We start from the raw sequence: 26,624 nt of genomic DNA on the forward strand, positions 1-26,624 counted from the left end.
CGGCAGCAAAGCCGATCATCTCGCGCAGCAAATCGGCGTCGGCGCTCTTCTCAACGAGTGAGCGCAGGTTCATCATGTCGTCGGTCATCGGTGGTGTCCCTCAGGTTGGCTCTAAGCAACCCGACCCTACCGGAAATCACCGATGGCTATGAAATCCAGCTACACCACTCCATGGGACACGATCTTGTTGAGAGCTTCTAATGCGTGAGACGCTTTGCAAGGCGTAGAAAAGTCAATTTTTAATTGACATATTCGGCATCTTGTAAAGCTTGCTTATGCTTTGATCTTGCGGCACAATGTCAAACATGAGTGGACAATCAGAGAGCAAGTTAAAGCGCCTTCTTCAACAAGTTCCCCCCGGCTTCCTGGTGGACTCGAGGTGGATGGCCCGCCATGCTATCTCGCGACAATCCGTGTCAGGCTACCTCAAGCAGGGCTGGCTTGAGCCGGTCACGCCAGGCGTGTACCGCCGCCCATACTCCTCAGATATCAACCCGGAAGCTGTCGGAAGCTGGAAGATACCTCTGCTCTCAGCCGTCTGGCTCATGCGGCATGAGTTCCATGTCGGCGGGGCAAGTTCCCTCTCCTTGCGGGGACATGCTCATTACCTCTCGTTCGGCGGCGAATTTGCCCTCTATCTCTACGGATCCGATATCCCCACATGGCTATCGAAGGTGCGGACGGACGCCGATGTGAAGACCAGGAGTAACGTCCTGTTCGGCGAAGGGACAACCGGCGTCGAAAACGCGGATTTCGACCTTTCCAACGACGCGGATCCAGAACTGGCACAAAGCCCATGGCGCTGGCCAATGCCAATGTCCTCACCCGAGCGCGCGATTCTCGAAATGCTAGACGAAGTCCCGAAAGGCGAAAGCTTCCACAAGGTGGACGTTGCATTCGAAAGCCTTGCCAATCTGCGCCCTAGATTACTGACGACGCTTCTAACCCTATGCCGAAGCGTCAAAACCAAGCGCCTCTTCTTCGTATTTGCTGACAAGCACAGTCACGCCTGGCGCCGGCACATCGACGTCTCCTCCGTCGATCTCGGCAAGGGCGACCGGGCGCTGACCCCAGGCGGCCGGCTGCACCCCATCTATCGCATCACAGTACCGAATGACTTGATGCCAAAGGAGGCCCCGCATGGCCCGTGAGCAATACATGCGCCAAGTCGAACTCCTGGTGCGGACCCTTCCATTCATCGCCCGCCACGAAGCCTTCGCCCTGAAGGGTGGAACGGCGATCAACCTTTTCTATCGCGATATGCCGCGGCTCTCGGTCGATATCGATCTGACCTATCTGCCTGTCGAAGACCGTCAAACGACGCTGAAGAACATCGACACGATCCTTGATCAGATCCGCGAGGACCTTCTACGCAATCTGCGGAACACTAGCGTTCAGAGGATCGCCGGCGGCGGCAACAATGATACCCGCCTCCTAGTCCGGCAGGGTAACGCCGAAATCAAAGTGGAGACCTCTCCTGTCGCGAGAGGCACCGTCCATCAGCCGGAACGACGCCGCGTGAGCGAGAAAGTCGAGGAAGCGTTCGGTTTCGCCGAAATGCAAGTCGTCTCGTTCGAGGACCTCTTTGGCGGGAAGCTGCATGCAGCAGTCGATCGTCAGCATCCGCGTGATCTGTTCGACGTAAAGCTGCTGTATGAAAACGAGGGACTGACCGATGCGCTGTTTCGGACCTTCCTGATTTACGTCGCAAGTTCCGGGCGGCCGCCCCATGAGCTGGTTAGGCCCTCGCTTGCAGCGCTGGAAGAGTCATTCGTGAAAGAGTTCGAGGGAATGACGACGCAGCCCATCAGCCTCGATGAGCTGAAAGCCGCAAGAGAGCAACTGACGACGGATCTTCTTGCACGGCTCGACGACGACGCCATGCGCTTTCTGCTTTCACTCCACGACGGCAAACCAGATTTCGAAGCCATCGGGTTACCGCAAGCGGCTGATCTGCCGGCCGTCCGCTGGAAGATTCTCAACCTTGAGAAGCTCAAGGCGCAGAACCCAGAAAAACATGCCGAGCAACGGCGAGAGATCGAGGGGCTTCGGTCAACAACCAGGAGAGAGTCCTGATGCTCCAGTTCGACGGTAATTGGCGTTTTGACAGTCCCGGGCCAATAGAGTCAGCCGTTCAAGAGGCTTTTCGCGATCTCATCAACCGCATTTGTGGACAGGGACAGCGGAAGGCCATCCTCGAACATTTCAAAGCTCGCTTTTGCGCAGCCGGCGGTGCGGAGTATTGGCTAGCACCAATGAGCGGTTTGCCTCGGAGGATCTCGACCGAGACATGACACGTGCCGGAGATAATGCTCCAATTTTCATCGAACATTCTGGGGCGCTTGCCAAGAACTTCGCGCACGCAATCCCACAACGGTGATACCGGATGCCGGGCGGATCAATCGAATCCTTGCGGACGCCGACGCCGGCTATCAGCTCGATCCTCCCATGCTGATCGCTACGCGCGTCCACATTCCCATCATCGTTCCGGATGCGCCTCCGTCACTTGACGTCCAGGCGCAGGCGCTCATCAACGAATCCCTTGACGCGTCGCAGCGCGCACTTAGCGACGGCAACGGCCGCCAGGCTGTCCAGGAGGTCCTTTGGCTGCTGGAAACGATCTCCACGGCATTTCGCAGTCAAGAGATTTTGGACGGTTCCATCCAGGGCCGATACTTCAACAAGATCATAGGGGAATTGCGCCAGCGCGGCCGAGGCCATCAAGAGCAGATCCTTCAGTGGATGATGACGCTGCACGGGTAAGCGCGGTGATTGCGTTTAGCCCGACATCCGTCGTGTGGGGCAACATCGGTCCCGGCAAAGATGGAATGGCCTGGCCCGAGCGGTCGTCGTGGTCTTTGAAAGGCGCGCCCCTCGACTTCGTTCCGGCCGTCTCGGCTTGGGAACGCTGCAACCGGGATGGGCTTCTTTCTTATCGTCCTCTATTTGAGCAGAGCCTGAACGCTAATCCCGCGGCGGTTCAACGAGCGATAATTCCGATAGAGAATACAGCAGCAGATATTATCCTTGTTGCAGGCGGGGATGACGCGCTCTGGCAATCGGACGTGTTTGCCCTGGAACTATCTTGTCGCCGGGAGGATTATGGCATGCCGGTATCGCTCGTAGTCGATAGCCATGCCGGGCACAGGATTTTGCTGCCCGGTGAGAACACGCCAAGATCAACCCTTCATGCCCATGGTGGAAGCGATGAGGCAGATGCTAGGCTGGGAAAGGCAGCCTGGCGAGAGATCGTGACATTGCTTTGATCTTTCGCATGATCACGACGCGTTAGTTCACAACACGCCCCACGCCCGAAACCTCCCCCTGCCCGTCACCTCGCGAAGACCGAGCTCCTGCACGATGCGCCGCGCTGCCTGCGGCGTGACCTCGAGCGTCTTTGCCACCATCCCGGCTGACACCAGCGGTCGCGCCATCACCAGCTCGACCAGTTCCGGCAGTTTAGAAGACGTCCGGCGCCCGTCCAGCTTTCGGTCCATCATGGTTTTCGCCAGCGTCAGCCGGTCATGCTCCTTCAAGCCAATCACGGCCGCAAGGAGGCCGTGGGCGATGGCGAGCAACCGGGTCTCCCGATCGCGATGCCAGCGCCGATCGACCGGAATGGTTTTGAGGCCGAGATTGACGGCGGCCAGGTGGGCGCCGCTGGTGATGCCAGCCTGACGCAGGATGGATGCGGAAAACAGCCGGCCGAGCCAAGGCGCGTGCTGCAGCACCGACAACTCGTGTCGTTTTGCCTTTAATCGGGGTCTTCCTCAATTTGTGTGGAGCTTGGCCAATTTGATCGGCATCATCCGCACTCTGAGCAGCTCTGGCCCGCCCGGCCGTACATTGCGCGCTTGATCGTCTTCAGTCGATTGATCTGACCTTCCGCCTGACCGTTGCTCCAGGGCAGGTCGATGGCGTTACAGACGGCGTCGATATCACGGCGAAGTACACGGGCAAAACGGGCTAGGAAGGCTAGACCAGAATGAATGGCATCGTCGATCCATTGCTCGAGCTTCGCCGAGGTTCGGCCACGAAATATGCCGGGAAACCGCATGGCGAAGATGCGCAAAACACCAAACGTTCGTGATCCCTGTTTGAGGGCATCGACTTTCCGCGCCTGATTGATGGTCAGTGCGCCGCGCGGCTTTATGCAAAGAGTAGCGGCGACAAGGGGTGAGATCAAATGACCGGTTTGCGGATCACGGACAGGCACATTGTCAGGTGCTTTGTCAGAGCGCCCAATCCGAGCCGGCGCAGCGACAACCTTATCCTCATCCGCTTCCAGCCTCTCGGCGCGGCGCCATGTTGCCAAGAGGCGCTCAAGATTAGAAAAGCTGCCGGTGTATCCTCGGCGCTTTATGTCATGAAACAAATGCCGACCACGGCGGTTGCCATCCTTCCAACACTGGGTGAGAAACGCTTCGAAGTAGAGAGGCGATGTCGGCTGGAGCGCGCTCCTGCGTCGATCGGGTGGGGTTTCGAACGTCAGCCATTTCGTGATGCTGCGTCGGCCATATCCCGTGCGGCGAGCGATTTCCGAGCAGGTCAGGCCTTCTTTGCTCAAGGCGTGCACTGTCTCGAACACATCCTTCCGGGACTGCCGATGCGCCCGGCGAAGCTGATTGCGCCAAGGCGTTTCAGGCGCCTGCTCTTGCAAAGCCCGATCGTCATGATCGTTCTCGATATCTTCGTTTGGTAGCAGTGCCCTGCCTGTAGCTCGACCGGAGAGGCTCATCTGTTCCTCGATAGCAAGACGAAGATTTTGGATGAGATGAAAGCGGTCAGCCACCTGAGACGCCTGGGGTGCACCTTCACGAGCGGCCTGTGCGTAGAGCCCGCATCGATCTCGGCTGACGACCTCAATGGAAGGATGCCGCTTCAACCATCGTGCAACACTTGCCACGCTCCGGTCTTCGAGAATGTCCATAACCTTTCGGCGTTCAAGATCAACGATGATCGTGCCGTAGCGCCACGATTTCCTCCAACTCCAATCATCGATACCGACGATCCGAGCTGACGGTTGGTTGTCCACCCGTGAAGCATTGCGCTTCAAGTGCCGAAGGATGGTGTCGTCGCTGATCGGCATCCCAAGGCGTCTCATTAAGCGCTCTCCAGGACGCCCGCCATCGGTAACTTCCACCGTCCGCTCAATACCCTGAAAGCACGGCCAACGTGAGCAACAGAGCCATCTGGTCCAAGGCATATGGCTCGATCCTCATCTGCTATGGGCACTTTTAAGTGCGTAATTGTCTCGGCCATCACCCTTCCTCCATAACATTCTCGGCTCTTAACATGGGAATACCGCGATGGATTTGAAACTGGATGGAAAGATCGCGCTGGTGACGGGCAGCAGCAAGGGCATCGGCGAAGGAATTGCGCACGGTTTGGCACGCGAGGGCGTCGTCATCATTGTCCACGGACGTGATAAAGCGAAAACCGAAGCGGTGGCGCACAACATCATTGCAGAAGGAGGGCGCGCACACGTGGTCCTTGGTGACCTGACGCGCGAGGAAGAAGTGCAGCGTCTGGTCGATGAGACCAAAGCCTTGGGAGCCGTCGAGATCGTCATCAACAATGCGGGCGGCTCCGGCGAAACGCAGACCTGGGAGACGACGCGACCCGAGATTTGGGCGGAAGGATATGATCGCAATGTGCTTGCAGCCGTCAGGATTACTACTCCCCTGCTGCCTGCCATGCGTGCGGCCAAGTGGGGCAGGATCATCAATGTTTCCAGCCTCGCGGGATTGATGCCCCCTGCTGGACGCCCTGACTACGCTGCCGCGAAAGCGGCAATGATCGCCATGACCGCGTCGCTCGCCAAAGCCGTCGCCCTCGATGGCATTACCGCAAATACCGTATCGCCAGGAACGATCCGCAGCATCAGCCTCGATGAGGCTTTTCGCAAGGCGGCGGTAGGACAGGGCTTGGCCCCCGACGCACCTTGGTCGAAAGTGGAGCGGCAAGTCCTGCCTCTTTTTGCTAAAGTCCCCGTAGGGCGCGTCGGCACGCTCGAGGAGATCGCTGACGCTGTCGTCTTTCTCGCAAGTCCCCGCGCCGGCTACATCACCGGCGTCAATCTGAGGCTGGATGGCGGCCTTTGGCCCGGGCTTTAGGAGTAGGCCAGCTGGTAGGCTTCCAGCAGAGCTTCCTCCAGATGCCGTCCCTCGCGGTAGGATTCAAGGGTGGTGGCCCGCTCGACGCCGGGTATGATGCGAGGACAGGGTTCGGGTGTGCCGATCACTGTGCGGATCGGCAGGCGTTCGGCATAGATAGGCAGCTCATAATCTTCCTCGTCATCGACGACGCCTCTAGCGCGAATTTTGGCTGAGGCCTTTTCGATCTCCATCGCAATTACGGCCGTCGCCTTCGTCTCCTGTCCAGTGGTTGGGCGCAGCAGAGCAGTCCTGTCTGGAAAGAAACGGTCCACCATCATCGTCAGCGCGCGGTCTTTCTCCACCAGATCCGTCACCAGCCGTGCTGTTCCGAAAGCCATGACCGAACGGTAGTCGGCGGAATGGTTGAAGCCGGACCGGGCTAGGACGATGCTGTCGAAATGTGTGACGGTAAGACAGGCGGGCTCCCCCTTTGAAAGATTGCGCAACATTCTGCTTGCGCTGCTGCCATGCCAATACAGCCGCGTACCTTCCCGCCAGAAGAGTGTTGGCGTGCAGAACGGGCGCTCATCGATCACGTAGGCTACATGCGCGAGCGCGGCAGAATCCAGCAGTGCATGCACGGTGTCATGATCATAAAAGCCGCGATCATGGCGACGCTTGACCTTGTTCGTGGCATCGACAGGATATTGATCTAAAGAGTGGTCGGGCATGATCTGGCTTCCTTCATAACCTTGTTGTCATCATCTTCCACCAGTAACGTGGTCGCGAGTAGGTCCAGTTTTGAGCGATTTATGCCAACCACTTTTCAGGCCGAAAAATCTTCCATGTCGCTTGTGGCCGAAGGTGTTGGGCAGCTTCGTCTAGATACCTCGATCCGCAATCAGGCACAGCGAGTGCACAGTGCGCTTCGCCTGGCCATCCTCGATGGACTTCTGCCTTCTGGCACGGCTCTACCGTCCAGCCGGACACTGTCGCATCAGATCGGCATTGGCCGTAACACCATCGTAACCGCCTACGAGCAGTTATTGAGCGACGGGCTGGTCGAGGCCCGGCATGGGTCCGGCACCTTTGTTGCCGCCATTCCGCCGCCCCTGGCAAAGACCACAGCGCAGTTCGGTATCGGGGCTAAAGTACCTCCAGGCCCTAAAAGACCCTTCGCGCTTGGCCAGCCACGCGTCGAGGCGGCGCTACTCGCCCGCCTTGCATCTGCCAGCCGCCGCCGCATCTCTGAGGCCGACCCGTTGGATCTGGGATATGGTGATCCCCGCGGCAGCCTACATCTTCGTCGTCAGATCGCTGCCGCACTCGCAGTGGACCGCGGTTTACGTTGCGATCCCGACTGCATCGTCGTCGTCAGCGGAACGCAGCACGGTCTACGTCTTTGCGCCGACGCACTTCTTAAGCCAGGAGACAAGATCTGGATGGAAGAACCCGGATATGCGGCGGCACGCGCCACGCTTGCTGCTGCGGGAGCCGCCCCGGTTCCGGTTGTCGTCGACGACGAAGGACTGGACATTCGAGCCGCTCGCGAACGCGCGCCCGAAGCGAAGGCTGCCTATGTTACTCCCTCGCATCAGTTCCCGTCCGGCGTCACGATGTCTATGAGGCGCCGGGTAGAACTCCTCGAATGGGCAGAGAATGCGGGCGCCTGGGTGTTGGAAGACGATTACGATAGCGAGTTCCGGTATACCGGACGACCGCTGACCCCGCTTGCTGGCCTATCAACCACCCGGGTAATCTATCTCGGCACTTTTGCAAAAACTTTGTTTCCGGCATTGCGCATTGGCTACATGGTGGTGCCGCCAGACGCTCTCGGCCACATCCTGTCTGCCCGGGCCGCGATTGATCGTTTCCCGCCGGCCTTCATGCAGGACGCAGTCGCAGATCTCATGTCCGATGGCACCGTTTCCGCGCATCTGCGGCGAATGCGAAAGCACTATTGCAACGCGCGCAATCAGATTGCGAAAATCATCACGGAAGACGCTGCTGGCGTTCTTATACCCGCCGTGCCGGCGCAGGGTCTGCATATGATAGTTCGCTTAGCGTCAGGCCTCGATCGTGATGCTGGGCAAGCGATCCGAGCTGCCGCCGAGGTGGACGCGATGCTGCTGTCTGAGACGCGAACGGAATCCGCAGGAACGGAAGGGTTCATCCTTGGTTTTTCCGGTTTTTCACCCGAACTCCTGTCGGAAGCGGCTATATCGTTAGCGCAAGCGGCGAGGAGATATGTGAGATGAGGCCCTCACCCAGGCTGGGCCAATGCACAGCACTCAGACTTCGCCGGAGGAAAATTTCCGCTACACAGGGTAAGGTAAGCTCTTGACCGGAATCGAACCACGGACCCGCAGTTCGGATTCACGCGTAACCTTGAAAAAGCAGCTCCATCCTCCGCCGTTGTCGTCGGCGCGGTCGGATCGCGGCAACGTTTGGGTCTGTGCACCAGTCACGCAGCCGGACCTTTATCGGAGCCTGTGAGAACGCCTTGACGTGTCTGCAGTTGTTTCCCATGCCCGTCCCCTCTACCCGCAGCGGGCTTCGGCGTTCCTTAAGCGTTTCCTGAAACAATAGCGATCCTCAGAGGTTCGCGCCTCTAAGGGAGGTGATGATGAACCGAAGACATGCCCTGCTGCTTTTGACCCTGAGCATACGTGTCTATCGTCCTTTGCCGGAGGGCGTCGGCATGAAGACCGTCATCGAAGCAGAAGCGGCCGGCTGGATCGTCAAGTCCGGCGACTTCCGTGCCGACAGGATCAGATGCAAGCTTACGCCCGCTGGGAAAGACGCTGCGAGGGAGCTCGCTCGCGATCTTCAGACGCCTGTCGAATTGCCGCGCGGACAAGTTTATGCATAAGGCAGAACAGCGCGTTCTTGAGGGACGGGCCCTCTAACAAATCCGGATTGTCGCACGAGCTGCTGATTGTGCGCTCGACCAGACGACGCTGTTCTGAGGGGTCGGGTGTGTACGTTTCAGCCCGTCGTCCCAGGATTTCCTTCAACCCCGGTTGCATGCCAACTGTCTGAAGCATGATGACGCTCCCTGTTCTGGCAGGCGGGAGCACGTAGTAACTCTCAGTCGCCACCGCCCACGAACAATCGGGTGACGATGGCCCTTCTTTAGCGTAGATGCCTTGCGTCGAATTAACATCTCATGACAGGTCGGGCGGCGCCAATGGGACCTGGCAAAGCGAGCGGACTTGCCAATGCGCAGGTGCTCCTGTTTTGTCCTCTTCGGCGCCCACTTGCCATTCAGTTTTGACGAGCTTCGGAATTTTCGGTCGACGACGTTAGGCTCAGCAGGACCAAGCCACGACCCCAAAAAGACTGAACAATTTGTCCAGATTTGGAGCAAGAGGCTGCTCGACTTAGACGTTGTTAATGACACCGATCAGATATCACGGAAGCGCTTGAACCGACCTGCTTGTGCGTGACTTTCATTGCAACACTGATCGTTCCGGGAGCCGACATGAAGTCGATAAAAATAATCATTGGTTTACTGCTGGTTTGCGGCGCACTTTACATCATACTGGGGGAACAGCTTAGCGGCACAAGCGCCAACGCATTCGTTAATGCACGTGTGACGACTGTTCGCGCGCCCATTGCTGGAAAGCTCCAGCTCGTGTCCCGCCCCGTTGGAGCCAAAGTCCGACAGGGAGACCCGCTAGGGTCGTTGGAGGATCCCTTTGTCGACAATTTACGCCTTGCTGATTTGGAGCGTGAGCAAGCGGAAGCGCAGGTTGATATCGATCGGTTACGTCAAACGATTGCTACCTTTGAAAAATCAATCGACGCTTTAAGAACGCGGGCAGCGATCTATCGCGAGGAGCGGAGAAGGCAGTTGGTTGCGCAAGGGCAGTCAGGGCAATCAGCGACCGCCGCAGCCGAAGCTCGCCTCAAATATGCTGAACTCGCTCGTCAGCGGTCTGCTCGGCTGGGCGGGCGGGGTATTGCAACGGCAGAAGCTCTTGAACAAGCCCAGTCCCTCGCAGAGGTGTCTGCCTTAGAGCTGGAAAGCGCCCGGGCGCAAGCAGCAGAAACGTCGGTCGCACTGTCTGCCTCCGAACGGGGCGTATTTCTGGGAGACGGTTTCAACGATGCGCCCTACTCGGAGCAGCGTATCTCCGAGATCGACGTCCAGAGACTGGAGTTGCAAGCCCAGCTTGACGCCAAGGTTGCAAGTCTGGCACCTCTTTCAAGCCGCGTTGCAAGCGAAAGGCTAAGGGTCAACAAGCTATCTGCCGCAGCTCTTGAAGCCAATGTCAACGGCGCTTTATGGGACTATTTAGCCTCGTCCGGCGAATCAGTTCAGCGAGGGCAGGATGTCGTGCGACTGATCGATTGCGATTCCGCGATCGTCACCCTGTCGGTCTCGGAAAGCCTCTATAACACATTGCGGGTCGGCACCTCCGCCACCTTCCGGTTCAATAGAAGTCGTATGGTCTTGGACGGTACCGTAATCCGGCTCGCCGGCTCTGGCGCTGCGACCATTTACCAGAACATGGCAATCTCTCCGAGTGAACGTCACCTCGAACGCTATGATGTCGCACTGGATGTTCCGGCGCTTCGTGACGATCCGGAACTGCGCTGCCTGGCTGGTCGCACCGGAAGGGTCTTCTTCGAGGTCCGTTCGCTTGATTGGTTCAGGAGTCTTTGGAGCTGAGATGGGGAGCTTGTTCTATCTAAGCGAGCTCCAGTCGAGTATTGCCCATCTCGCGCTGGCGCTCGGTCTCGGACTTGTCCTGCCGTCGCTCTTGAGTGCTCAAAATCGTCTGCACCGGACGATTCTGTTCGCCATCGGAATGGTACTCGCTGTCCGCTACATCTGGTGGCGGGGCACTGAAACGCTTGCCCCATTGGACCTCACCCTCGACTGCCTGATCAGCTGGTCCTTTTTTGCACTCGAGGCGGCATCTGTGTTTTCCTCCCTCAGCGCCTTTACGATCCTCACGCGGACGAAGAGTCGAAGCGATGAGGTCGATCGCAATTCCGGTTGGTGGCGCCCGAACGAGGATCCAAAGGTCGCGATCATGATCGCGACCTATAACGAAGATCAAACCGTGCTGGAGCGCACGATCATCGGCGCCAAGGCCACCGATCATCGCAATTTCGAAGTCCTGGTTCTGGATGACGGCAAACGAGATTGGTTGCGCGATTTCTGTCAGAATCAAGAGGTTCGATACTTGCGTCGGCCAGACAATAAGGGATCCAAGGCGGGTAACATCAACCACGCACTGGACATATTGGCGCAGGATCCCGAGCCACCAAGCTTCATCGCCGTGCTGGACGCCGATTTCGTGCCGCATACCGACTTCATTCCACGCGCCCTCGCATTGTTTCATAAGCCGGACGTGGGTCTCGTCCAGACGCCCCAACATTTTTTCAACCCGGACCCAATCCAGCATAATTTGGGCTTGAGCCGCTCCTACCCCGATGAGCAGAGATTCTTCTTCGATCATCTCCAGCCGAGCCGAGATGCATGGGGGATCGCCTTTTGTTGCGGGACCTCATCTGTCATCCGATGGGAGGCCGTACAGGCTGCTGGAGGTTTTCCAACAGACAGCATCACCGAAGACTTCATGCTGACCCTGGCTTTACAGGAGAAGGGCTTTCGCACGGTTTACCTGAATGAGGCCTTGACGGAGGGCTTGGCGCCTGAAGGGTTGAAGGAGTACGTGACGCAAAGGGCTCGATGGTGCCTGGGTCTGATGCAGATCGCGCGCGGCCCGCTTGGCCCTTTGGCCCGCAATAATATGCGGTTGCGCGACCGGTGGAGTGTTCTGGACTCAGTGTTTTTTTGGCTCACGACCTTCACGTTCCGCATCGCCTCGATGACGTTCCCGCTCTTCTACTGGTTCTTCAACATCACGGTGGTCAACGCCAGTGTCCCAGACGTTATCAGCTACTTCGGCACCTACATGGTGTGGATCCTGTTCGTACTGAATTTCATCTCGTCGGGGATGGTGATCCCCATCGTCAACGACGTCAGCCAGCTTTTAGGAGCCATACCGATCGCACGAGCGGCGATAATCGGGCTGATAAAACCAAAAGGACATCCGTTCAGTGTTACCGCCAAGGGCGGGGACCGTACCCAGGTCGTTGTCCAATGGCGTCTGATGAGACCTTTCCTGATCCTCGGGGCGTTGACAATCATCGGAATGTTGATCGGCCTGTTCTCCGACCGTTTCGCCTTTAACGATGCGGGCGACGGGAAAATCGTTATCCTTTTCTGGACGATCTACAATCTCATCATACTTGGTGTCACGCTCGCAGTTTGCATCGAGCTTCCGCGCGTTGAGCAGCATTATGCTGACAGGCCGGAACGCGCCATCATCTCCGTCGACGGGAAGTTGAAGAGAGTTTGGATGACAGATCTAACGCAGGAGACGGCAAGAGTGCGAGGAGTTCAGCTTGAACCGGCCTCGCGCTTAATAATGAAAATCAGGGATATCGGAGATTTTCCGGCTACGGTATTACAGGCGACGTCAGACGGAGCATTGCTTTCTCTGACTTTGGAGGATGCGCAATATCAAGCTCTCTTACGCCGCCTATACGCCGCGGGCAGCGTTCCAAGCGTGACCGCAACGAGGCTCTCGGCCATAATCGGTGACGCGGCCGCACGGCTCATAAAAGCCTAGTGTAATTCAGCGAGCTTCGTCTTCGGCCGCAGCCGATTTCGCCTGCAACGTCGCCAATGCGGATCCGATCGTTGCCAGTTCTGATGTTCGCCCGCTTTCATACGGATAGATGTCCTCCCCCTCCGCGATCGCTTTTGCGTTCATGGCGAGATGATGAAAAGGCCGGATAAAAGAAACGATGAACAGGAGTGTTAATAACACTAGCGCCGCGCCAAATATGGACAGATTGAACATCAACCCAGTTGAGAAGTTCTGAGCGGGTTGGCTGATGGCATCACCGCCGATGCGCGCCACGATCGACCAGCCAAACTTGGGGAGATTTTGATAGCTGGCTTCGGGCAGTGTTGCGACGAAATAGCGGTTTCCATCGGGCCAGTTTTCCAGGCCTACCCCGGCTGCGCCGGATCGCGCCCTTCGAAAGCTTGCAAGATCGAGGTTTGAGAACTCGCCGTCAGCAGACGAGATGACCGCAGTTCCTTCCGGATTGACGATGAAGACGTCGATCTCGAGAGCGCCGGCAAGCTCGCGGATCTGCCCCTTGGCCCACTCGAGATTGAGGTGGACCCCAAGGACGCCGGCCGGTGAGCCGCCTAAGCCTGGAATGGGAGTTGCTAGATCGAGAAACCGTAATGGCTCGCCGCTCGCCGGCTGAGGAAGTTTCGCCGCAAGAAGGACCGCCTCATGAGCATCGCCAGCGAAACTACCCTGCAGCCCCCGTTGAAACCAGGGCCGTGCTCCGACGTTCGCGCCGACAAGAAGCCCATTCGATGCCACCTGAACAATGCCATCGTTCGTTGCGTAGCCAGCCCACGAGATGATGTGGCCCTGACCGACCAAAGTCGATAGGTCGTCCTGGACTTCCTTTGGATCTCCAACAGACAAAGGCTGGGACAGTGATTCAAGGTTCGTCCACTCCCGATAGAGAGATGCTGCGAAGGCAGTCTGCACACCTCGAGCACGGGTTTCGACGGCAGTTCGGAGGCTCAGTTCCTGATAGGCGCGCATCCGGTCATCGATCGCGTTGAACACGATCGCCGTACCGATGATCAGGCTCAGGATCACGAAGGTCGCCGTCACTGTGGCAAGCGAAGGAGCACGAGGCGCAGAACGTTCAGACATCAGGAAACACTCCTACTGAAAAAGCCACATATGCAGCGCTCACGTGGAGGTTCCAGTACGAGATTTAGCAAGACCGCAATTGCCTCGGCGCCTGCAAAGTAAAATAATTATGCGAGATGTTCTAAGGCTCGTTTCTCTTTGGGCTTCACGCGGCTTCTTGATGCCGTGTAGCGAGCACATCTCCCCTGGATCTAACGGCTGCGTCCAAAACAGCCAAAAGCGTTGACATACAGCTGTCCTCTGGCAGCGAATAAAAGATCATCTGTGCATCGCGCCGCGTCTGAACCACTGCACCATCGCGCAGTCTGCGCAAATGCTGTGAAATCGCGGACTGGCTCATATTCAGGCTGACAGCGATCTTGGTCACCGCCATCTCGCCTTCCATCAACATTCGAACGATTTCGAGGCGGACGGGACTGGCGAGATTTTCGAGAAGAGCTGAGGCGGATGCTTGGTCGAAGGAAAAGTCACGCATGAAGGTAATTCCGAATCACATTCAGGCTTTTCTAATTTAGCGACAGACCCAACGCAATCAAATTTCGACGCGACGACCCAGAGGCACTGCCAATCACGACGCCATGAGCAGGAGCTGGGCCGATATCTGTCGGACATCGTACGGCTTTGCGAAGAAAACCCCTCGCGTGGGAAGCTCATGTGCTTCAGGCTTCCTCATGCCGGATACGACGATGATTTCGATAGGCGGCCAGCGGTCTCTCACCGCGGCCGCAAGCCTGAGACCATCCATGCTGCCGGGCATATCGATATCCGTCAGCAGGATCCGGATGGTTGTGTCTGCTTCGAGCAAGGCAATCGCCTCGTCAGCATTTGACGCCTCGATCGCGGTAAAGCCCGCCTCCTCAACAATATCAACCGCGAGCATCCGCAACAGCGGCTCGTCCTCAACAATCAGCACCGACTTACGCATGAGCACCCTCGTCGTCACGACCGCCATGAACGTCGGAAGGAAGGACTTGTTCCGCAAAGCGGAAGCTCACCCGAAAGATGAGGCCGTCAGGATGGAACTCGGCGTCGCTGGTAGCTTGTGCTGCAGCTGGAAAAGCCCTTTCAATGAGAATACTGCCGAAACCCCGTCGCGTCGGCGTTGCGACGGCAGGGCCCCCGCTTTCCTGCCAAACGAGAACGACGCGATCATCTTCTTTTTTCCAGCTAATAGTGACTCTGCCCTCCTCGACGCTCAGACTTCCGTACTTCGTCGCGTTGGTGGCCAACTCGTGAAGGGTAAGCGACAGAGGCAGAGCAAGGTCTGCAGCCAGCACAAAGTCAGGACCATCTTTGGATATGCGATCGGGGTCCGTCGAGTGCGCGCGCAGGGCGGATACAATTACCTGACGGATTTGCGCGGCAGAGCTCTCTTTCGACAGGATCAAGTCATAGGTGCTGGCAAGCGCGGTCAGCCGTTCGGAGAAAGACTTGTATTGGCTGGGATCGGAGCGGGCGAAGGTCTGCCGCGCGATAGCCTGCACCAGGGCAAAACCGTTTTTCACCCGATGCGCCAGTTCACGCACGAGCAGCATGCGCTCCTCTTCGGCTTTCTCGTTCTGTATCCGACGGCAATCCAGTTCGTCCAGGAGGTTGTCGAGCGCTGCGCCAACGGCATGTAGCTCGTCGGTTGGTCTCATTCCGGTGCGAGCTAAGGCATCACCCGCCTTCCACTTGTCCATGACGGTCGCGATCCGGGAGATCGGTACCAGAATGAAGCGGCTGCCAATGAAGAGCGCCAGCAACAGGGATATCAGAGCACCACCGATAATGCCAAGAACATTGGTGATCGTCGCTCGGTTAATGGGAGCAAAGGCCTCGGTCGTTGAAAAGCCGGCACTGACATAGAGCGGGCTGGACGGGAGTGCGATCGGCCGATAGCCGAGCACCCGCTGCGTGCCATCCTGACTTGCGACTTCAATGACACCTGGTCGATCCGCGTGGATCAGCTGCTTGAACGCATCTGGAATGACAGTCCCTAAAAACTTCTCAGATAATGGCACGCGCGCCACGATCGTTCCTGATCCGTCTGCGATTGTCACAGCATTTCCGTGTGGAACACCGCGTTCCGTGATACGGTTCTGCAGCCAATCCAATCGGATCCCGCTGACCACGACGGCTGTAACAGTGTCGCCATCCAGAAGCGGCATCGCCAGGGGCAAGACAGCGGTGTCGGAAATCCTGCTTTTCGTGTACCCGCCGACGACAAAGCTTTTACTCGCGACCGCATTCCGGAAGTAGTCGCGATCGGCAAAAGATGCCTCTACTGGCTTCGGCATGCTACCACAGACCGCGCTACCGTCCGGGCGAAGGACGAAGATTGTCCGAATATTGGGAACGTTCGCAGCTAGAGACGCGAGCGCTTCGTTACACGCCGCTGTATCAAGGTGCCGCACGGCCGGCATCGAGGTTATCGCCACGAGCAGAGACCGCAGCCCCTCGATGATGCGCTCCACTTCAGAGGACGCTTGGCGGGCGGCCTGAGCGGCCAGGGTGCGGACCTCGTCATTGCGCTGCTGGCGCATTACGATCTCGTTGTAACCGAGCATAGTAACCACTGGCACAAGCGCTGCCACTGCTACCGCAATGAGCTTCAGCCTCATCGTGATCCCCCGTTCGCGGGACAGATAGCACGTGAATTGCTGGGGCGCTATTCCGAGAACTGTGAAGGAGAGCGCGGAGAACACACGCGGGAGCTGCCGCCCCAACTTTATTTAAGCCGCGAAACTCATCTTGACCTCGTCGGTAAGCGGCCATGCTCGATAAAGGATGCGAGTGTCGTCAGCGAGGGCGGATCGTTATTAAAGAACGATCTTCGTCGCGACGGTAGTCCTCGTCGTAGCGCCCACGACCGTTGGCCGCGCTTGGTTCGCCTACGGATTCCCTATCATGCCTTTGCCGACCAAAAGTTCGCGGCTGTCGTCATCAGAGCGCTCTCGTTGCATTCTCGATATGCCAGCCAAACAACCAGGCTTCCGCCTTCTGCGCCCAGCTATCCGTTTCATTCGGACAGCTCACTGTCTCAAGATCAGGCGCGACGGGGTTTCTGCTTGCGGAAAGACCAAGTACCCGGGCATTCATTCCCCGCTGCTGCCAGTCAAGCATCATTTCGACATCAAAGGCCATTTCCGATCCTCATGATCGCTGCTTGGCTTCCGCAAGCATCTCGGTTGCCTGTCCCTCTTGTGGTCTGGGCCTTGTGCGAACCTTGCCCGAGAATGTTGCAGCTCCGCTTTAGGGAGCGACCGACCGCAACCGTACGCCAGCGTACGGAGCGCCCTTTAACCAGCCTCTAACCAGTTTGTTTGCCGCCGTATTAATGGCCGCTGTTTTACGGTTTCATTAAATACAGGATGGCGTACCGCGAATGACAATGCAGCTTCAATCTCAATGGTTTCTACGATGGGTACTTCCGGCTTGCGCCTCTTGTTGCTTTGCACCTAATCGCAAGACTCCGCATCCAATATTTCAACAAGATAGCGCGCCACTTAATTTGAGATCGGGCACTTAATTTGAGATTCGCCAGTCCGATTTGGCACTTAATATTTTCCGAACCAGAGAGCGTCAAGCGCCGAAAATGGAACCAGCAAATCTCAAATTAAATGCCATGAGCTGCCGAAACAGGCGCATTCTTACAGTTAAATGCCAAACGACACCTCCGCACCCGGATAGTTCCGCTCGTGGTGCTCGGCGTTTGCTGTTGGCTGTGCCTTGACGGCGGACTGACAGACGACATGTCTTGCGGATGAAACGCATATCGCCGCCCACGACAGACAGACATCCCGTTCGATTTCTGCAATGCCAGGAAGCGATGGCCACCGCGTTTACCGATGTTGCTCTCGATGCCATCAAAGCCGGTTGGAATCCTGAGGAGGTTGCGTCTGCCATGGTGGAGCTGGCCGATCATATGATGCTGGGTATGATCGCCAACCGCGACCTTGCCCAGGACCTCTCGATCCTCAGGAGACGATGAACAGATGTGCGGACGGTTCACGTTTGAGCACGAATGGCCGGCCTTCACCGATCTTTATGATCTCCCCTGGGATCAAGAGCGCGGCCGCAACACGCAGGCTCGTTTCAACATTTCTCCGACACAAGATGTCCTGATCGTTCATAACGATGCTGGGGGACATCAGATGGCCGAATCCGCTCGTTGGTGGTTGGTGCCGTTCTGGGCAAAGGAGCTCCCCAAGGGCGCCATGTTCAATGCCCGCATTGAGACGATCGGGACCTCGCCGGCGTTTCGCGACGCGTTCAAGTCGAAGCGGTGTTTGATCCCGGCCGACGGGTTTTACGAATGGACCGTCAATCAGGATGACGGCAAAAAGGACCCATGGCTCATCTATCAGCCGGGCGGCCGCCCCTTCTCCTTTGCCGGGCTTTGGGCGCATAACGAGAACCTCGGCATCACCAGCTGCACCATTGTCACCATGCCCGCTGCAGAGCCGATGAACCAGCTGCACGACAGGCAGCCCGCCATTCTCGAACCGACGGCCTATAAGGAATGGCTCGATCCTGCGACGAGCGGGGCACGCGCGAAAGAACTCCTGGAAAGGCAAAACCTCGACGGAATGCTGGAGTTTCACCGGGTCTCGAGAGATGTGAACTCGTCGAGGTTCACCGGAAAGCCCGAGGTGAACCCGCTGTGAAGGAGAACCGACATTGGTATGGCTGATTACGCCCAGAGTCGCACTTTCCGACCTGAGGTTCGGGATGAGCCGAGAAGATGTCGAGGCCGTGATTGGCGTGCCCGGCTCGGTCAAGACAACCCGGACCGTCAGGACGCGATTAGCATACGGTGAGACATCCCCCGCCCTGGTCTTCGTCGACGACGCCTTGATCGAGATCAATCTTCTTCCGGAGATCTCCGGCGGTCTGTTTCTCGATGGCCTCGATCTGATGGCCTAGAAGGAGCGCGATGTCGTCGCCGCCCTACACAAGCGCGATGATGCCGCAAAGGAGCGAAACGGCTTTATCATATTTCCGAGGCTGGGCATTGCTCTCTCAGGGTTCGAACCTGCACAGGCGGACCAAAAAGCTGTCACCGTATTTGGGCGGAACCATCCCTGGAGCACGCCGTGAAGATGGCTATGACTGTCGTGTCCCACCGGCAGAACCGGATGGGATAGTTTCCAGCGTTAATGGAAGTTCCGGCTTTTGACCTTCAGTGTGTCGATATGCAAATCCGGTATGAAAATGTCGCGGACCTTGTTCGGCTTCGGCCGGTCCCGAGCATCTCCGCCACCAGGTGATCCATGCGCGAACTCGTCGCCCCGTCCCGTTGGATGCCTGAATTCGGCATCACGATCGGAAAGCGCTGCGAGGTCTCCGGACAGATCCTCAAGCTGCCTCGCAATCAGATGAACAACCTCGCCCTCGCGCTGGATTTTTCCATGGATGGCCATCATGCTCGCCCCGAGCACGACGCGTCGCCGCTTTTCGAAGAGGCTCGGCCAGACAACGATGTTGGCGATGCCGGTCTCATCTTCGATCGTGATGAACATCACGCCCTTGGCGCTTCCAGGTTTTTGGCGGACGAGCACCAGTCCGGCGGCGCAGACAAAACTCTTGTCCCTTGCATTCATCGCGTCTGCGCAGGTGACAATCCGGCGTTCGGCGAGATCGCGGCGAAGGAATGATATAGGGTGCTCCCTGAGCGTGAGTCCGACATGCGCATAGTCCTCGACGACGTTATGGCCTTCAGTCATCTGCCTGAGCACCACTTCGGGCTCGTGCTGTTCGGCCACGGCCCTCTCCTCCCGAGCCGCGGCCGCGGCGAACAGCGGAAGCGGCTCATCGCGAAGGGCCTTGATTGCCCATAGAGCATCACGCCGTTCGAGGCCAAACGCCGGTCGGAATGCGTCGGCCTCGGCCAGCTGGACAAGCGCCTCGGCCGGCACCTCCGATCGTCGCCAGACATCATCGACAGTCTCAAACGGCCGCTCCATGCGGGCAGCAACAATCCGCGCCGCATCCGCGACCGCCAATCCATCGACCTGTCGCATACCGAGCCGGATGGCATGACGGTCAGATCCGGGGATTTCTTCGAGCGTGCAGTCCCATCGCGAGTGCTGCACCGAGATTGGGCGTACTTCGACGCCATGCTTGCGCGCATCACCAATAATCTGGGCCGGCGCATAAAAGCCCATCGGAAGCGAGTTCATCAGAGCGGCCGCGAAGGCATCCGGAAAATGACACTTGATGAAGCAGGATGCATAGGCAATCAGGGCGAACGAGGCCGCATGGCTCTCCGGAAAGCCGTAACTCCCGAAACCTTCGAGCTGCTTGAACGTCCGCTCGGCGAATTCGCGCGTATAGCCGTTGTTGATCATGCCGTCGATCAGCTTGGCCTGGAACCGTGAGACACCGCCGGTAAATTTGAACGTTGCCATCGACTTGCGCAGCTGGTCGGCCTCGCCGGCGGTAAATCCGGCACAGACCATAGCAACCTTCATCGCTGATTCCTGAAACAGCGGCACGCCCAAGGTCTTGCCGAGCACAGCTTCGAGCTCAGGCGTCGGGTATTCAACCGGCTCCTTGCCCTCGCGACGTCGAAGATAGGGGTGAACCATGTCCCCCTGGATTGGCCCGGGTCGGACGATCGCCACTTGGACAACCAGGTCGTAGAACGTCCGCGGTTTGAGCCTTGGCAGCATCGACATTTGTGCTCGGCTCTCGACCTGAAACGTTCCGAGTGTATCGGCCTTGCGGATCATCGCATATGTGGCGCTGTCCTCCTGCTTGACCCTGGCGAGATCAAGGTCCTCTCCCTTATGCTCCCGGATCAGGTCGAACGCCTTCTGCATGCAGGTCAGCATGCCAAGCGCCAGCACGTCGACCTTCATCATTTTCAGGGCCTCGACATCGTCCTTGTCCCATTCGATTACTTGACGATCTTCCATGGCGGCTGGCTCGATCGGCACAAGGTCGTCGAGACGCGAGCGCGTCAGAACGAAGCCGCCGACATGCTGACCGAGATGCCGTGGGGCACCCATCAGCTCGCGCGAAAGACGCAGGGTCATCACCAGGCGGTAGTCGTCCGGGTTGAGGTTCAGCTCGCGGACATTGCGCTCGGTAATCTCTTCCGACCATGACCAAAGTCCAGAGGACAATGCCTTTGTCACATCCTCCGGCAGGCCCATCGCCTTGCCCACATCCTTGATGGCGCCCTTGGCCCGATACCGGGTGACGGTGCAGACGAGCGCTGCCCGGTCGCGACCATAGGTCTTGTAGATCCATTGGATGACTTCCTCGCGCCGCTGGTGCTCGAAATCGACATCGATATCCGGCGGTTCGTTGCGCTCCTTGGAGACGAAGCGCTCGAACAGCAGGTCGTTCGTTTCCGGATCGATACTTGTGATGCCAAGAATGTAGCAGATCGCCGAATTCGCAGCCGATCCCCTGCCCTGGCAGAGAATGCCTTGGCTGCGGGCGAAACGAACGATGCTATAGACCGTCAGGAAATAGGGCGCGTAGTCCATCTCCTTAATAAGATTGAGCTCGTGCCTGACCGACCGCAACACCTTCTGGGGAAGGCCTTCGGGGTAGCGGATCGGGATACAGTCACGCACGCACTGTTCAAGAGACTGCTGGGCGTCCATGCCGTCGATCAATGCCTCCTCGGGATACTCGTAAGTCAGCTCTTCCAGCGAAAACCGACACTGGTCGACGATCTCTATCGTCCGCGCTAGTGCTTCCGAATACCGAGGGAAAAGCCGCTCCATCTCCTCCGGGGGCTTCAGATAACGGTCGGCAAACCGCTCTCGGTCAAACCCAACCGTATCGATCGTCGTGCCTTCGCGAATGCAGGTCACAATGTCCTGGAGCTGCCGACGAGACGGCTCATGGAAAAGGACATCGTTGGTGACGACAGTTTTGACGCGGAATTTTGCCGCCATGTTCGACAGCTCGTGCAGCCGCATCTGATCGTTCGGCCGCCGTCGCAGACAAAGCGAGACATAGGCCCGCCTCCCGAAAATCTCCGCCATCTTGCGCAGTTGCACCGCGCACATGTCGTCCGGGAGATCCGGCACGAGGATGGCGATCATGCCCTCCGCATAAAGCACGACATCATCGAGGTGCAGAATGCAGTTGTCCTTGCCGCCCCTGCCCTTGCCGAGCGTGATCAGCCGGGTCAGCCGTGAATAGGCTGCCTTGTCGGTCGGGTAGACGAGGACCGACGTGCCATCCTGCAGGTCGAGGCGACATCCGACGACGAGACGAACCCCTGTGTCCCGCGATGCCTCGAGCGCACGCACGATCCCTGCCAGCGAATTGCGGTCGACCACACCCAGCGCCTCGATGCCGAGTGCCTTCGCGGCGGCAAAGAGCTCCTGCGCGGAGGATGCACCTCGCAGGAAGCTGAAATGAGTGGTGACCTGGAGTTCGGCGTATTTCATGCGAAGATCCCGTGCATGAACCATTTATGCGATCCGGTCTCCGGATCCACGCCGTCGCCGGACCGGAAAATCCAGAAGCGCTCGCCATCATCGTTTTCGATGACGAAATAGTCTCGGACAGCGTCCAGCTCGTTTGGCCGCACCCACCACTCGCCAAAAATGCGCTCCGGGCCGTCAGCCCGTTTCACACGGTGGCGCTTACCGCGCCAGGTGATGGTGGCCGGCGGATAGTCCGGCATCATGGCGATCGCATGGATCTGCTCGGGTCGGCTGAACAGGCGAACCGGCCGCCGCCAGTGGCTGACCCAGCCTTCTTGGACTTCGTCCGCAACGGCTGAAACCCGTTGGACGCTGCGCTCGGGGACATCGGAGGCGAAGGGAGCGACCCGATAAACCCGCTGCCCGCGATTGGCGAACACATCGATCAATGGCGTGATATCGCTGTTCTCCTCCTCCACAAGCGAGGAAACCTTCTGCTCTTGCGCCAAGGGCTCAGCCGAGACGGCAACCAGCGTCAGCTTCTCGATGCCGAAGCCGGGTTCGATCTTTTCGGTGCGGTCGCGGAAGAGCTTGGTCAGCCAGGCGACATCGCGCGCGGGCTTGGCCGTTCCTGCCCGTATCGCCTGGATCGTATTGTCGACCTTGTGGACGATAAGATCCGTGCGTCGGGCGCCAAGACCGCGTCTTTCAAGTTCGGCAACGAGCTGTACGACCAACCTGCCAACATATTTGTTAATCGTCTCGGCAGCGCCAATCGGCTCCTGAAAAGATCGCGAGACCTCGATTAGATCTGCTGTGCGTATCGGATCGATTGGCTCATTCATGCGTCCGAACATCTGGTCAAGCCTACGTCCGACCTCCGGCCCGAAGCGCAGCGCCAGTGGCGCCCTTGGCGTATTCGAAAGTTCTCCGATCGATTGGAAGCCGAGGATCCGCAGATCCTGCACCACCTTCTCTGGAAGCCTGAGCAAGGAGATCGGTAACTTTTCTACTGCGCGAACAATCTCGCCGCGCGGTACGATGACGGTATCGCGCCTTATTGCACGCACGCAGGCATGCGCCGCGCCCCAGGTGTCTGCGATTGCGACCCTTGCGGTGAGCTTTCTGGCACGGAACATGTTGACGATGCCGGTGATCATCGGCTGCTCTCCACCCTGAAGATGATCGGCACCTTCCGTATCGAGCACGAGGCCATCGATGCCGTCGACTGCCACGATCGGCGAATAAAGGCCAAGCGCCCACAACCCCAGGCGATCCAGCGCCAAGGCATCGGCCGCGTGATCCCCATCAACCAGCATAAGCCCCCGAAAGATCGCCTGTGCTTTCGCGGCCGGCATTCCCACCCTAACACCGATCTGTCGGGCGGCCTTATCGGCAGCAGACACCCAGCGCTTAGCACCGCTACTGGCGATGACGGCGATCGGGCGGTCATCCGGAATAGCGGGATCGTCCCGTCTGATCCTGTCCGTGGCCAGATCCGGAAGATAGATGGATACGACCCTTGTCATCACACGCTCCGACGTAAAACTCAGCACACTCGCCCGCACGCGATCTCATCAACTCAAGAAACCATTGAGGCCGTCCGATCCCGGGAACCGGGAGCTCTTGCGACGGAAGCACGCTCACCCGCCATCGCGTGGTGGATGCCGTCGGCTGCCCAAAGTCGTTTGCCTCCGTTTGCCGCCGCCATCGCCGTACTGCCAAAGCAATGGTTCCGGTTCGTTCGGCCACAAGCTGAAGCCGTCTGCTGACGACCATAGGCAGCCTCACCATCTCGCCTACGACGGCGCCGAGCCCGCCATACGACAAGGCCTCCTCCATGTTGGCGGCAACATCTTCTTCCCTGTCACTCTCCACGAAGATCACCCGCTTCGGGTGCAACCCCACTTGCGCCAGCGCCGGAAAAAACAGGTCCGGCCGCGTCAGGCACCAGACCACCGGTCCCTTGGTTCTGGCCGCAATCCCGGCTGCAAACAGTGCGGCCGCGGCACCATCCACCGTTCCCGAACCGCCACCAGCAAACTCGTGCAGAGCCCCGTTGGCCAGTCCGCCACCGGGAAGAATGGCGTCGATCTCCGCGATCCCGAAAGGAAGACAGCCCGCTTTCTTCGCGCCCTCCCCTTCGATGGAAGAGATGCGCTCGCGCAGATCAGCAAGGACTTGAGCGCGGACAGCCGACATCGGTCGCGGATTCCTTCCGGTTCGCGTTGGTTGAAATAGGACGACATCATGCCGCCAGAACAGTTGATGTTCTGTATCTGTTCCGTTACGGAAGAGGAGTCAAGCGAGTGAAAAATAGGAATACAGTCTCATGATTTTAGAGATTCTGCAGATTCCGGTTTCGAATCAGTTAGCTAAGGCCGGCGGTCGACCACAGGGCAGCCAAAAAGAAAATTTGAGACGACCACGTCTACTTCCAGAATTTGGCAGGGCATACATTTGAAGCCTAATCACTCCCCGGTTTTCGATCTCGCCACGACGCTGAGGCAGGTAAAGGAGCCCGTGATCAAGGTCGAATGCCGGGCTTGCGGACGGTTAGACACGCTCGAGCGGAAAGTCCTTGTCCGTAGGCATGGCGCGGGGATGACTTTTGCACGGTTGCGGCGGATGGCGGCGATGGGATGCGATCGCTTGATCAGCGCCGATGGCGACCAATGTCATACGCGCTTCCCCTGTCTTAAGTCTTCAGCGCATTCGGCCAAACGAGATTGAAACCGACCTTGTTGTCGATCAGTCCAAAAGAACGTCCGCTTGCCATGGGCATGAACTGCCCCAGATCCTGTTGATAGTGAGGAGCTTAAAATGGCTAATGTTAACGACTGGCTGGATGATCGCGTCCAGGAGATTATCAACTCGCCGGGGTTTCATGAGAACAAGGCGGAGTTCCGAGATCAGGCAAAGGTCTTGGTTGAGAGCGGCGAGTCCGAGGGCTTCACTATTGCCGAGATCAAGGAAGCATGCGGTGGCGATGTCGAACGATATCTGCTCGAGCAGCAAAATGCGATGACTGACGTCGAGATGCAGCGACGGATCGATGAGGCCCGATGAAGCAAACCGGTAGGATTGCCATGACGCATCGATTTCTGGTTGCAGGTCCGAATAAAGCAAAGACCACAATCCTCCTGGCTCATGGTGCCGGTGGTGCGATGGACACGCAGTGGATGGAGGCCATCACACAGGCGCTGTCCGATCAGGGCTTGCAGGTCATTCGCTTCGAGTTTGATTAGTGGGCAGGGTCGCTCTAACAGGCATAATCTTTAAAGAATAGCCTTTAGTCCTCGGCTTGTTCTTCGCAACTTGCCGCCGGAACCAGCTCGGCTCTGCTTGATCACAAAATAGCAACCGGCGGTGAGCGCAGAAGCGACCGCATTCGCCTTGAACCATCATACTGTGCCTGTGTTCATGATGAACTCTTTCAAAGCAACGTTTATCGATCGCGGAACCGGGGGACCGCGAACGCTGAAACCGATGTTCTGAAGAAGGCGGATGCTTTCCCAGCGCCGACTGAGTGCCGTACGGAATGTAAGCGCACGGTGAAGGCCGTCTTGCGATGACGGCCTGCTGACTGCCAGTCCTAGTGGTAACGCTAGGAGTAGTCATATGACGAAGCATCCAATTGAGGTGATCACGTCCGTAGAGCGCCGTCGGCGCTGGTCACCCGAAGACAAAGAGCGCCTCGTTGCGGCCTGCTTTGAGCCAGGTGCGGTTATCTCTGAGATTGCTCGCGCGGCAGGTATCCATGTCAGCCAGTTGTTCCGTTGGCGCAAGGAGCTCTGCCGAGTCGAAGAGCAGAGCACCGAGACGGCAACCACCTTGGTGCCGGTGATAGTGGCCGAAACGGTTCCGGCCGTGCCTGCCGTTCAATCGGAACCGCCTGCGACATCCCATCCTCGTCGGAAGCGCAGTGATGTAACAATCGAACTTGGTCGGGGCCGACGCGTCCGCGTGGATAGCGACATCGATACGGAAGCGCTTGGCCGGATTCTCGATTGCGTGCTGGGGCTACGATGATCCCGGTTCCGAGTGGCGTGAAGGTCTGGCTGGCGACGGGCCGCACCGATATGCGCAAAGGTTTCCCCGGTTTGTCGTTGATGGTGCAGGAGGCGCTGAAGCGCGACCCGATGTGCGGTCACCTGTTCGTATTCCGCGGCCGAGGCGGCGGCCTGATCAAGGTGATCTGGCATGATGGCCAGGGAGCCTGTCTGTTTACGAAGAAGCTGGAGCGTGGTCGTTTCATCTGGCCATCAGCGGCCGATGGCACGGTAGTGATCACGCCCGCGCAGCTCGGTTACCTGCTGGAAGGTATCGACTGGCGGATGCCGCAAAAGACGTGGCGGCCAACGTCGGCCGGATAA

Annotated in this window: 25 protein-coding genes and 2 pseudogenes; 16 read left to right on the forward strand and 11 right to left on the reverse strand. The window is 58.1% G+C overall.

Annotated elements, in window-relative coordinates:
* Nucleotides 1-305: 305 nt before the first annotated feature.
* The 4 genes from MRBLMR1_RS12055 (at nucleotide 306) to MRBLMR1_RS12070 (ending at nucleotide 3,266) form a co-directional block, all read left to right on the forward strand.
* Entirely contained in the window at nucleotides 306-1,151 is an 846-nt protein-coding gene (locus MRBLMR1_RS12055; RefSeq protein WP_183688361.1) for a type IV toxin-antitoxin system AbiEi family antitoxin domain-containing protein, read from the forward strand.
* Entirely contained in the window at nucleotides 1,141-2,076 is a 936-nt protein-coding gene (locus tag MRBLMR1_RS12060; protein WP_500064799.1) for a nucleotidyl transferase AbiEii/AbiGii toxin family protein, read from the forward strand. Before MRBLMR1_RS12055 ends, MRBLMR1_RS12060 begins: the two co-directional genes overlap by 11 nt.
* Before the next feature lie 372 nt (nucleotides 2,077-2,448).
* The gene (locus tag MRBLMR1_RS12065) at nucleotides 2,449-2,763 is read left to right on the forward strand and encodes a hypothetical protein (RefSeq protein WP_500064800.1); all 315 of its coding nucleotides are present in this window, start codon (nucleotides 2,449-2,451) and stop codon (nucleotides 2,761-2,763) included.
* A complete protein-coding gene (locus tag MRBLMR1_RS12070) occupies nucleotides 2,739-3,266 on the forward strand; it encodes an acyl-CoA thioester hydrolase/BAAT C-terminal domain-containing protein (protein WP_500064801.1) in 528 nt (175 codons plus the stop codon). Before MRBLMR1_RS12065 ends, MRBLMR1_RS12070 begins: the two co-directional genes overlap by 25 nt.
* Before the next feature lie 27 nt (nucleotides 3,267-3,293).
* Here MRBLMR1_RS12070 and MRBLMR1_RS12075 read toward each other — a convergent pair.
* Nucleotides 3,294-3,743, reverse strand: a pseudogene (locus MRBLMR1_RS12075) (helix-turn-helix domain-containing protein); the annotation flags it as partial.
* Nucleotides 3,744-3,770: 27 nt separating this feature from the next.
* Nucleotides 3,771-5,128: pseudogene (locus tag MRBLMR1_RS12080) on the reverse strand (ISL3 family transposase); the annotation flags it as partial.
* A gap of 181 nt (nucleotides 5,129-5,309) precedes the next feature.
* On the opposite strand from MRBLMR1_RS12080, the gene MRBLMR1_RS12085 reads away from it, so the two are divergent.
* Entirely contained in the window at nucleotides 5,310-6,116 is an 807-nt protein-coding gene (locus MRBLMR1_RS12085) for an SDR family NAD(P)-dependent oxidoreductase (RefSeq protein ID WP_500064802.1), read from the forward strand.
* Here the strand turns inward: MRBLMR1_RS12085 and MRBLMR1_RS12090 are convergent.
* Nucleotides 6,113-6,832: a pyridoxamine 5'-phosphate oxidase family protein gene (locus MRBLMR1_RS12090; RefSeq protein ID WP_500064867.1), complete on the reverse strand. Its 720-nt coding sequence runs from the start codon at nucleotides 6,830-6,832 to the stop codon at nucleotides 6,113-6,115. The genes MRBLMR1_RS12085 and MRBLMR1_RS12090 overlap by 4 nt on opposite strands.
* Before the next feature lie 78 nt (nucleotides 6,833-6,910).
* Here MRBLMR1_RS12090 and pdxR point away from each other — a divergent pair, with 78 nt between their 5' ends.
* From pdxR to MRBLMR1_RS12110, 4 genes are all read left to right on the forward strand, one after another.
* Nucleotides 6,911-8,356: a MocR-like pyridoxine biosynthesis transcription factor PdxR gene (gene pdxR / locus MRBLMR1_RS12095; protein ID WP_244654534.1), complete on the forward strand. Its 1,446-nt coding sequence runs from the start codon at nucleotides 6,911-6,913 to the stop codon at nucleotides 8,354-8,356.
* A 368-nt stretch (nucleotides 8,357-8,724) separates the two neighbouring features.
* Nucleotides 8,725-8,970, forward strand: coding sequence for a hypothetical protein (locus MRBLMR1_RS12100; RefSeq protein WP_500064803.1), 246 nt, complete (start codon nucleotides 8,725-8,727; stop codon nucleotides 8,968-8,970).
* Between the two features lie 612 nt (nucleotides 8,971-9,582).
* Entirely contained in the window at nucleotides 9,583-10,776 is a 1,194-nt protein-coding gene (locus tag MRBLMR1_RS12105) for an HlyD family secretion protein (protein WP_500064804.1), read from the forward strand.
* Between the two features lies 1 nt (nucleotide 10,777).
* Nucleotides 10,778-12,751: a glycosyltransferase family 2 protein gene (locus MRBLMR1_RS12110; protein ID WP_500064805.1), complete on the forward strand. Its 1,974-nt coding sequence runs from the start codon at nucleotides 10,778-10,780 to the stop codon at nucleotides 12,749-12,751.
* Nucleotides 12,752-12,757: 6 nt separating this feature from the next.
* Here the strand turns inward: MRBLMR1_RS12110 and MRBLMR1_RS12115 are convergent, their stop codons facing one another.
* From MRBLMR1_RS12115 to MRBLMR1_RS12135, 5 genes are all read right to left on the reverse strand, one after another.
* On the reverse strand, nucleotides 12,758-13,780 hold the full coding sequence (locus MRBLMR1_RS12115) for a cache domain-containing protein (protein WP_500064806.1): 1,023 nt from the start codon (nucleotides 13,778-13,780) through the stop codon (nucleotides 12,758-12,760).
* A gap of 235 nt (nucleotides 13,781-14,015) precedes the next feature.
* Nucleotides 14,016-14,345 carry an ArsR/SmtB family transcription factor gene (locus MRBLMR1_RS12120; RefSeq protein WP_500064807.1) on the reverse strand — a complete coding sequence of 110 codons (330 nt, stop codon included), beginning with the start codon at nucleotides 14,343-14,345 and terminating at the stop codon, nucleotides 14,016-14,018.
* A gap of 93 nt (nucleotides 14,346-14,438) precedes the next feature.
* Nucleotides 14,439-14,795, reverse strand: a complete 357-nt coding sequence (locus MRBLMR1_RS12125) for a response regulator transcription factor (RefSeq protein ID WP_500064869.1) — start codon at nucleotides 14,793-14,795, stop codon at nucleotides 14,439-14,441.
* Nucleotides 14,788-16,473, reverse strand: coding sequence for a cache domain-containing protein (locus MRBLMR1_RS12130; RefSeq protein WP_500064808.1), 1,686 nt, complete (start codon nucleotides 16,471-16,473; stop codon nucleotides 14,788-14,790). Before MRBLMR1_RS12130 ends, MRBLMR1_RS12125 begins: the two co-directional genes overlap by 8 nt.
* 322 nt (nucleotides 16,474-16,795) lie before the next feature.
* Entirely contained in the window at nucleotides 16,796-16,996 is a 201-nt protein-coding gene (locus MRBLMR1_RS12135; RefSeq protein WP_183688363.1) for a CrpP-related protein, read from the reverse strand.
* A gap of 685 nt (nucleotides 16,997-17,681) precedes the next feature.
* On the opposite strand from MRBLMR1_RS12135, the gene MRBLMR1_RS12140 reads away from it, so the two are divergent.
* The 3 genes from MRBLMR1_RS12140 to MRBLMR1_RS12150 all read left to right on the forward strand — a co-directional run bounded on the left by MRBLMR1_RS12140 (nucleotide 17,682) and on the right by MRBLMR1_RS12150 (nucleotide 18,778).
* Entirely contained in the window at nucleotides 17,682-17,843 is a 162-nt protein-coding gene (locus tag MRBLMR1_RS12140) for a hypothetical protein (protein ID WP_183688365.1), read from the forward strand.
* Between the two features lie 4 nt (nucleotides 17,844-17,847).
* On the forward strand, nucleotides 17,848-18,519 hold the full coding sequence (locus MRBLMR1_RS12145; protein ID WP_183688367.1) for an SOS response-associated peptidase: 672 nt from the start codon (nucleotides 17,848-17,850) through the stop codon (nucleotides 18,517-18,519).
* Between the two features lie 64 nt (nucleotides 18,520-18,583).
* On the forward strand, nucleotides 18,584-18,778 hold the full coding sequence (locus MRBLMR1_RS12150; RefSeq protein ID WP_500064811.1) for a hypothetical protein: 195 nt from the start codon (nucleotides 18,584-18,586) through the stop codon (nucleotides 18,776-18,778).
* Between the two features lie 230 nt (nucleotides 18,779-19,008).
* On the opposite strand, the gene MRBLMR1_RS12155 is transcribed toward MRBLMR1_RS12150, so the two are convergent.
* From MRBLMR1_RS12155 to MRBLMR1_RS12165, 3 genes are read right to left on the reverse strand one after another with little or no spacing between them, the layout of a single operon-like run.
* The gene (locus tag MRBLMR1_RS12155; protein ID WP_183688371.1) at nucleotides 19,009-22,269 is read right to left on the reverse strand and encodes an error-prone DNA polymerase; all 3,261 of its coding nucleotides are present in this window, start codon (nucleotides 22,267-22,269) and stop codon (nucleotides 19,009-19,011) included.
* Nucleotides 22,266-23,777, reverse strand: a complete 1,512-nt coding sequence (locus MRBLMR1_RS12160; protein WP_183688373.1) for a Y-family DNA polymerase — start codon at nucleotides 23,775-23,777, stop codon at nucleotides 22,266-22,268. The genes MRBLMR1_RS12155 and MRBLMR1_RS12160 overlap by 4 nt, the downstream gene beginning before the upstream one ends.
* Nucleotides 23,698-24,450 carry an ImuA family protein gene (locus MRBLMR1_RS12165; protein ID WP_183688375.1) on the reverse strand — a complete coding sequence of 251 codons (753 nt, stop codon included), beginning with the start codon at nucleotides 24,448-24,450 and terminating at the stop codon, nucleotides 23,698-23,700. Before MRBLMR1_RS12165 ends, MRBLMR1_RS12160 begins: the two co-directional genes overlap by 80 nt.
* A gap of 621 nt (nucleotides 24,451-25,071) precedes the next feature.
* On the opposite strand from MRBLMR1_RS12165, the gene MRBLMR1_RS12170 reads away from it, so the two are divergent.
* The 4 genes from MRBLMR1_RS12170 (at nucleotide 25,072) to tnpB (ending at nucleotide 26,624) form a co-directional block, all read left to right on the forward strand.
* Complete coding sequence (locus MRBLMR1_RS12170; RefSeq protein WP_500064815.1) at nucleotides 25,072-25,317, forward strand: hypothetical protein; 246 nt, start codon at nucleotides 25,072-25,074, stop codon at nucleotides 25,315-25,317.
* A complete protein-coding gene (locus MRBLMR1_RS12175; protein ID WP_183688378.1) occupies nucleotides 25,314-25,496 on the forward strand; it encodes an alpha/beta family hydrolase in 183 nt (60 codons plus the stop codon). The genes MRBLMR1_RS12170 and MRBLMR1_RS12175 overlap by 4 nt, the downstream gene beginning before the upstream one ends.
* A gap of 373 nt (nucleotides 25,497-25,869) precedes the next feature.
* Nucleotides 25,870-26,280, forward strand: a complete 411-nt coding sequence (gene tnpA, locus MRBLMR1_RS12180) for an IS66-like element accessory protein TnpA (protein WP_183830420.1) — start codon at nucleotides 25,870-25,872, stop codon at nucleotides 26,278-26,280.
* Nucleotides 26,259-26,624, forward strand: coding sequence for an IS66 family insertion sequence element accessory protein TnpB (gene tnpB / locus MRBLMR1_RS12185; RefSeq protein ID WP_500064818.1), 366 nt, complete (start codon nucleotides 26,259-26,261; stop codon nucleotides 26,622-26,624). Before tnpA ends, tnpB begins: the two co-directional genes overlap by 22 nt.

The sequence above is a fragment of the Neorhizobium sp. LMR1-1-1.1 genome (genome assembly GCF_040675795.1).
Classification (GTDB): domain Bacteria; phylum Pseudomonadota; class Alphaproteobacteria; order Rhizobiales; family Rhizobiaceae; genus Neorhizobium; species Neorhizobium cellulosilyticum.

Coding starts and splice junctions, on each gene's coding strand:
- MRBLMR1_RS12055 (WP_183688361.1), top strand. CDS start 306: ATGAGTGGACAATCAGAGAGCAAGTTAAAGCGCCTTCTTCAACAAGTT.
- MRBLMR1_RS12060 (WP_500064799.1), top strand. CDS start 1,141: ATGGCCCGTGAGCAATACATGCGCCAAGTCGAACTCCTGGTGCGGACC.
- MRBLMR1_RS12065 (WP_500064800.1), top strand. CDS start 2,449: ATGCTGATCGCTACGCGCGTCCACATTCCCATCATCGTTCCGGATGCG.
- MRBLMR1_RS12085 (WP_500064802.1), top strand. CDS start 5,310: ATGGATTTGAAACTGGATGGAAAGATCGCGCTGGTGACGGGCAGCAGC.
- pdxR (WP_244654534.1), top strand. CDS start 6,911: ATGCCAACCACTTTTCAGGCCGAAAAATCTTCCATGTCGCTTGTGGCC.
- MRBLMR1_RS12100 (WP_500064803.1), top strand. CDS start 8,725: ATGAACCGAAGACATGCCCTGCTGCTTTTGACCCTGAGCATACGTGTC.
- MRBLMR1_RS12105 (WP_500064804.1), top strand. CDS start 9,583: ATGAAGTCGATAAAAATAATCATTGGTTTACTGCTGGTTTGCGGCGCA.
- MRBLMR1_RS12110 (WP_500064805.1), top strand. CDS start 10,778: ATGGGGAGCTTGTTCTATCTAAGCGAGCTCCAGTCGAGTATTGCCCAT.
- MRBLMR1_RS12120 (WP_500064807.1), bottom strand. CDS start 14,345: ATGCGTGACTTTTCCTTCGACCAAGCATCCGCCTCAGCTCTTCTCGAA.
- MRBLMR1_RS12125 (WP_500064869.1), bottom strand. CDS start 14,795: ATGCGTAAGTCGGTGCTGATTGTTGAGGACGAGCCGCTGTTGCGGATG.
- MRBLMR1_RS12130 (WP_500064808.1), bottom strand. CDS start 16,473: ATGAGGCTGAAGCTCATTGCGGTAGCAGTGGCAGCGCTTGTGCCAGTG.
- MRBLMR1_RS12135 (WP_183688363.1), bottom strand. CDS start 16,996: ATGGCCTTTGATGTCGAAATGATGCTTGACTGGCAGCAGCGGGGAATG.
- MRBLMR1_RS12140 (WP_183688365.1), top strand. CDS start 17,682: ATGGCCACCGCGTTTACCGATGTTGCTCTCGATGCCATCAAAGCCGGT.
- MRBLMR1_RS12145 (WP_183688367.1), top strand. CDS start 17,848: ATGTGCGGACGGTTCACGTTTGAGCACGAATGGCCGGCCTTCACCGAT.
- MRBLMR1_RS12150 (WP_500064811.1), top strand. CDS start 18,584: ATGAGCCGAGAAGATGTCGAGGCCGTGATTGGCGTGCCCGGCTCGGTC.
- MRBLMR1_RS12155 (WP_183688371.1), bottom strand. CDS start 22,269: ATGAAATACGCCGAACTCCAGGTCACCACTCATTTCAGCTTCCTGCGA.
- MRBLMR1_RS12160 (WP_183688373.1), bottom strand. CDS start 23,777: ATGACAAGGGTCGTATCCATCTATCTTCCGGATCTGGCCACGGACAGG.
- MRBLMR1_RS12165 (WP_183688375.1), bottom strand. CDS start 24,450: ATGTCGGCTGTCCGCGCTCAAGTCCTTGCTGATCTGCGCGAGCGCATC.
- MRBLMR1_RS12170 (WP_500064815.1), top strand. CDS start 25,072: ATGGCTAATGTTAACGACTGGCTGGATGATCGCGTCCAGGAGATTATC.
- MRBLMR1_RS12175 (WP_183688378.1), top strand. CDS start 25,314: ATGAAGCAAACCGGTAGGATTGCCATGACGCATCGATTTCTGGTTGCA.
- tnpA (WP_183830420.1), top strand. CDS start 25,870: ATGACGAAGCATCCAATTGAGGTGATCACGTCCGTAGAGCGCCGTCGG.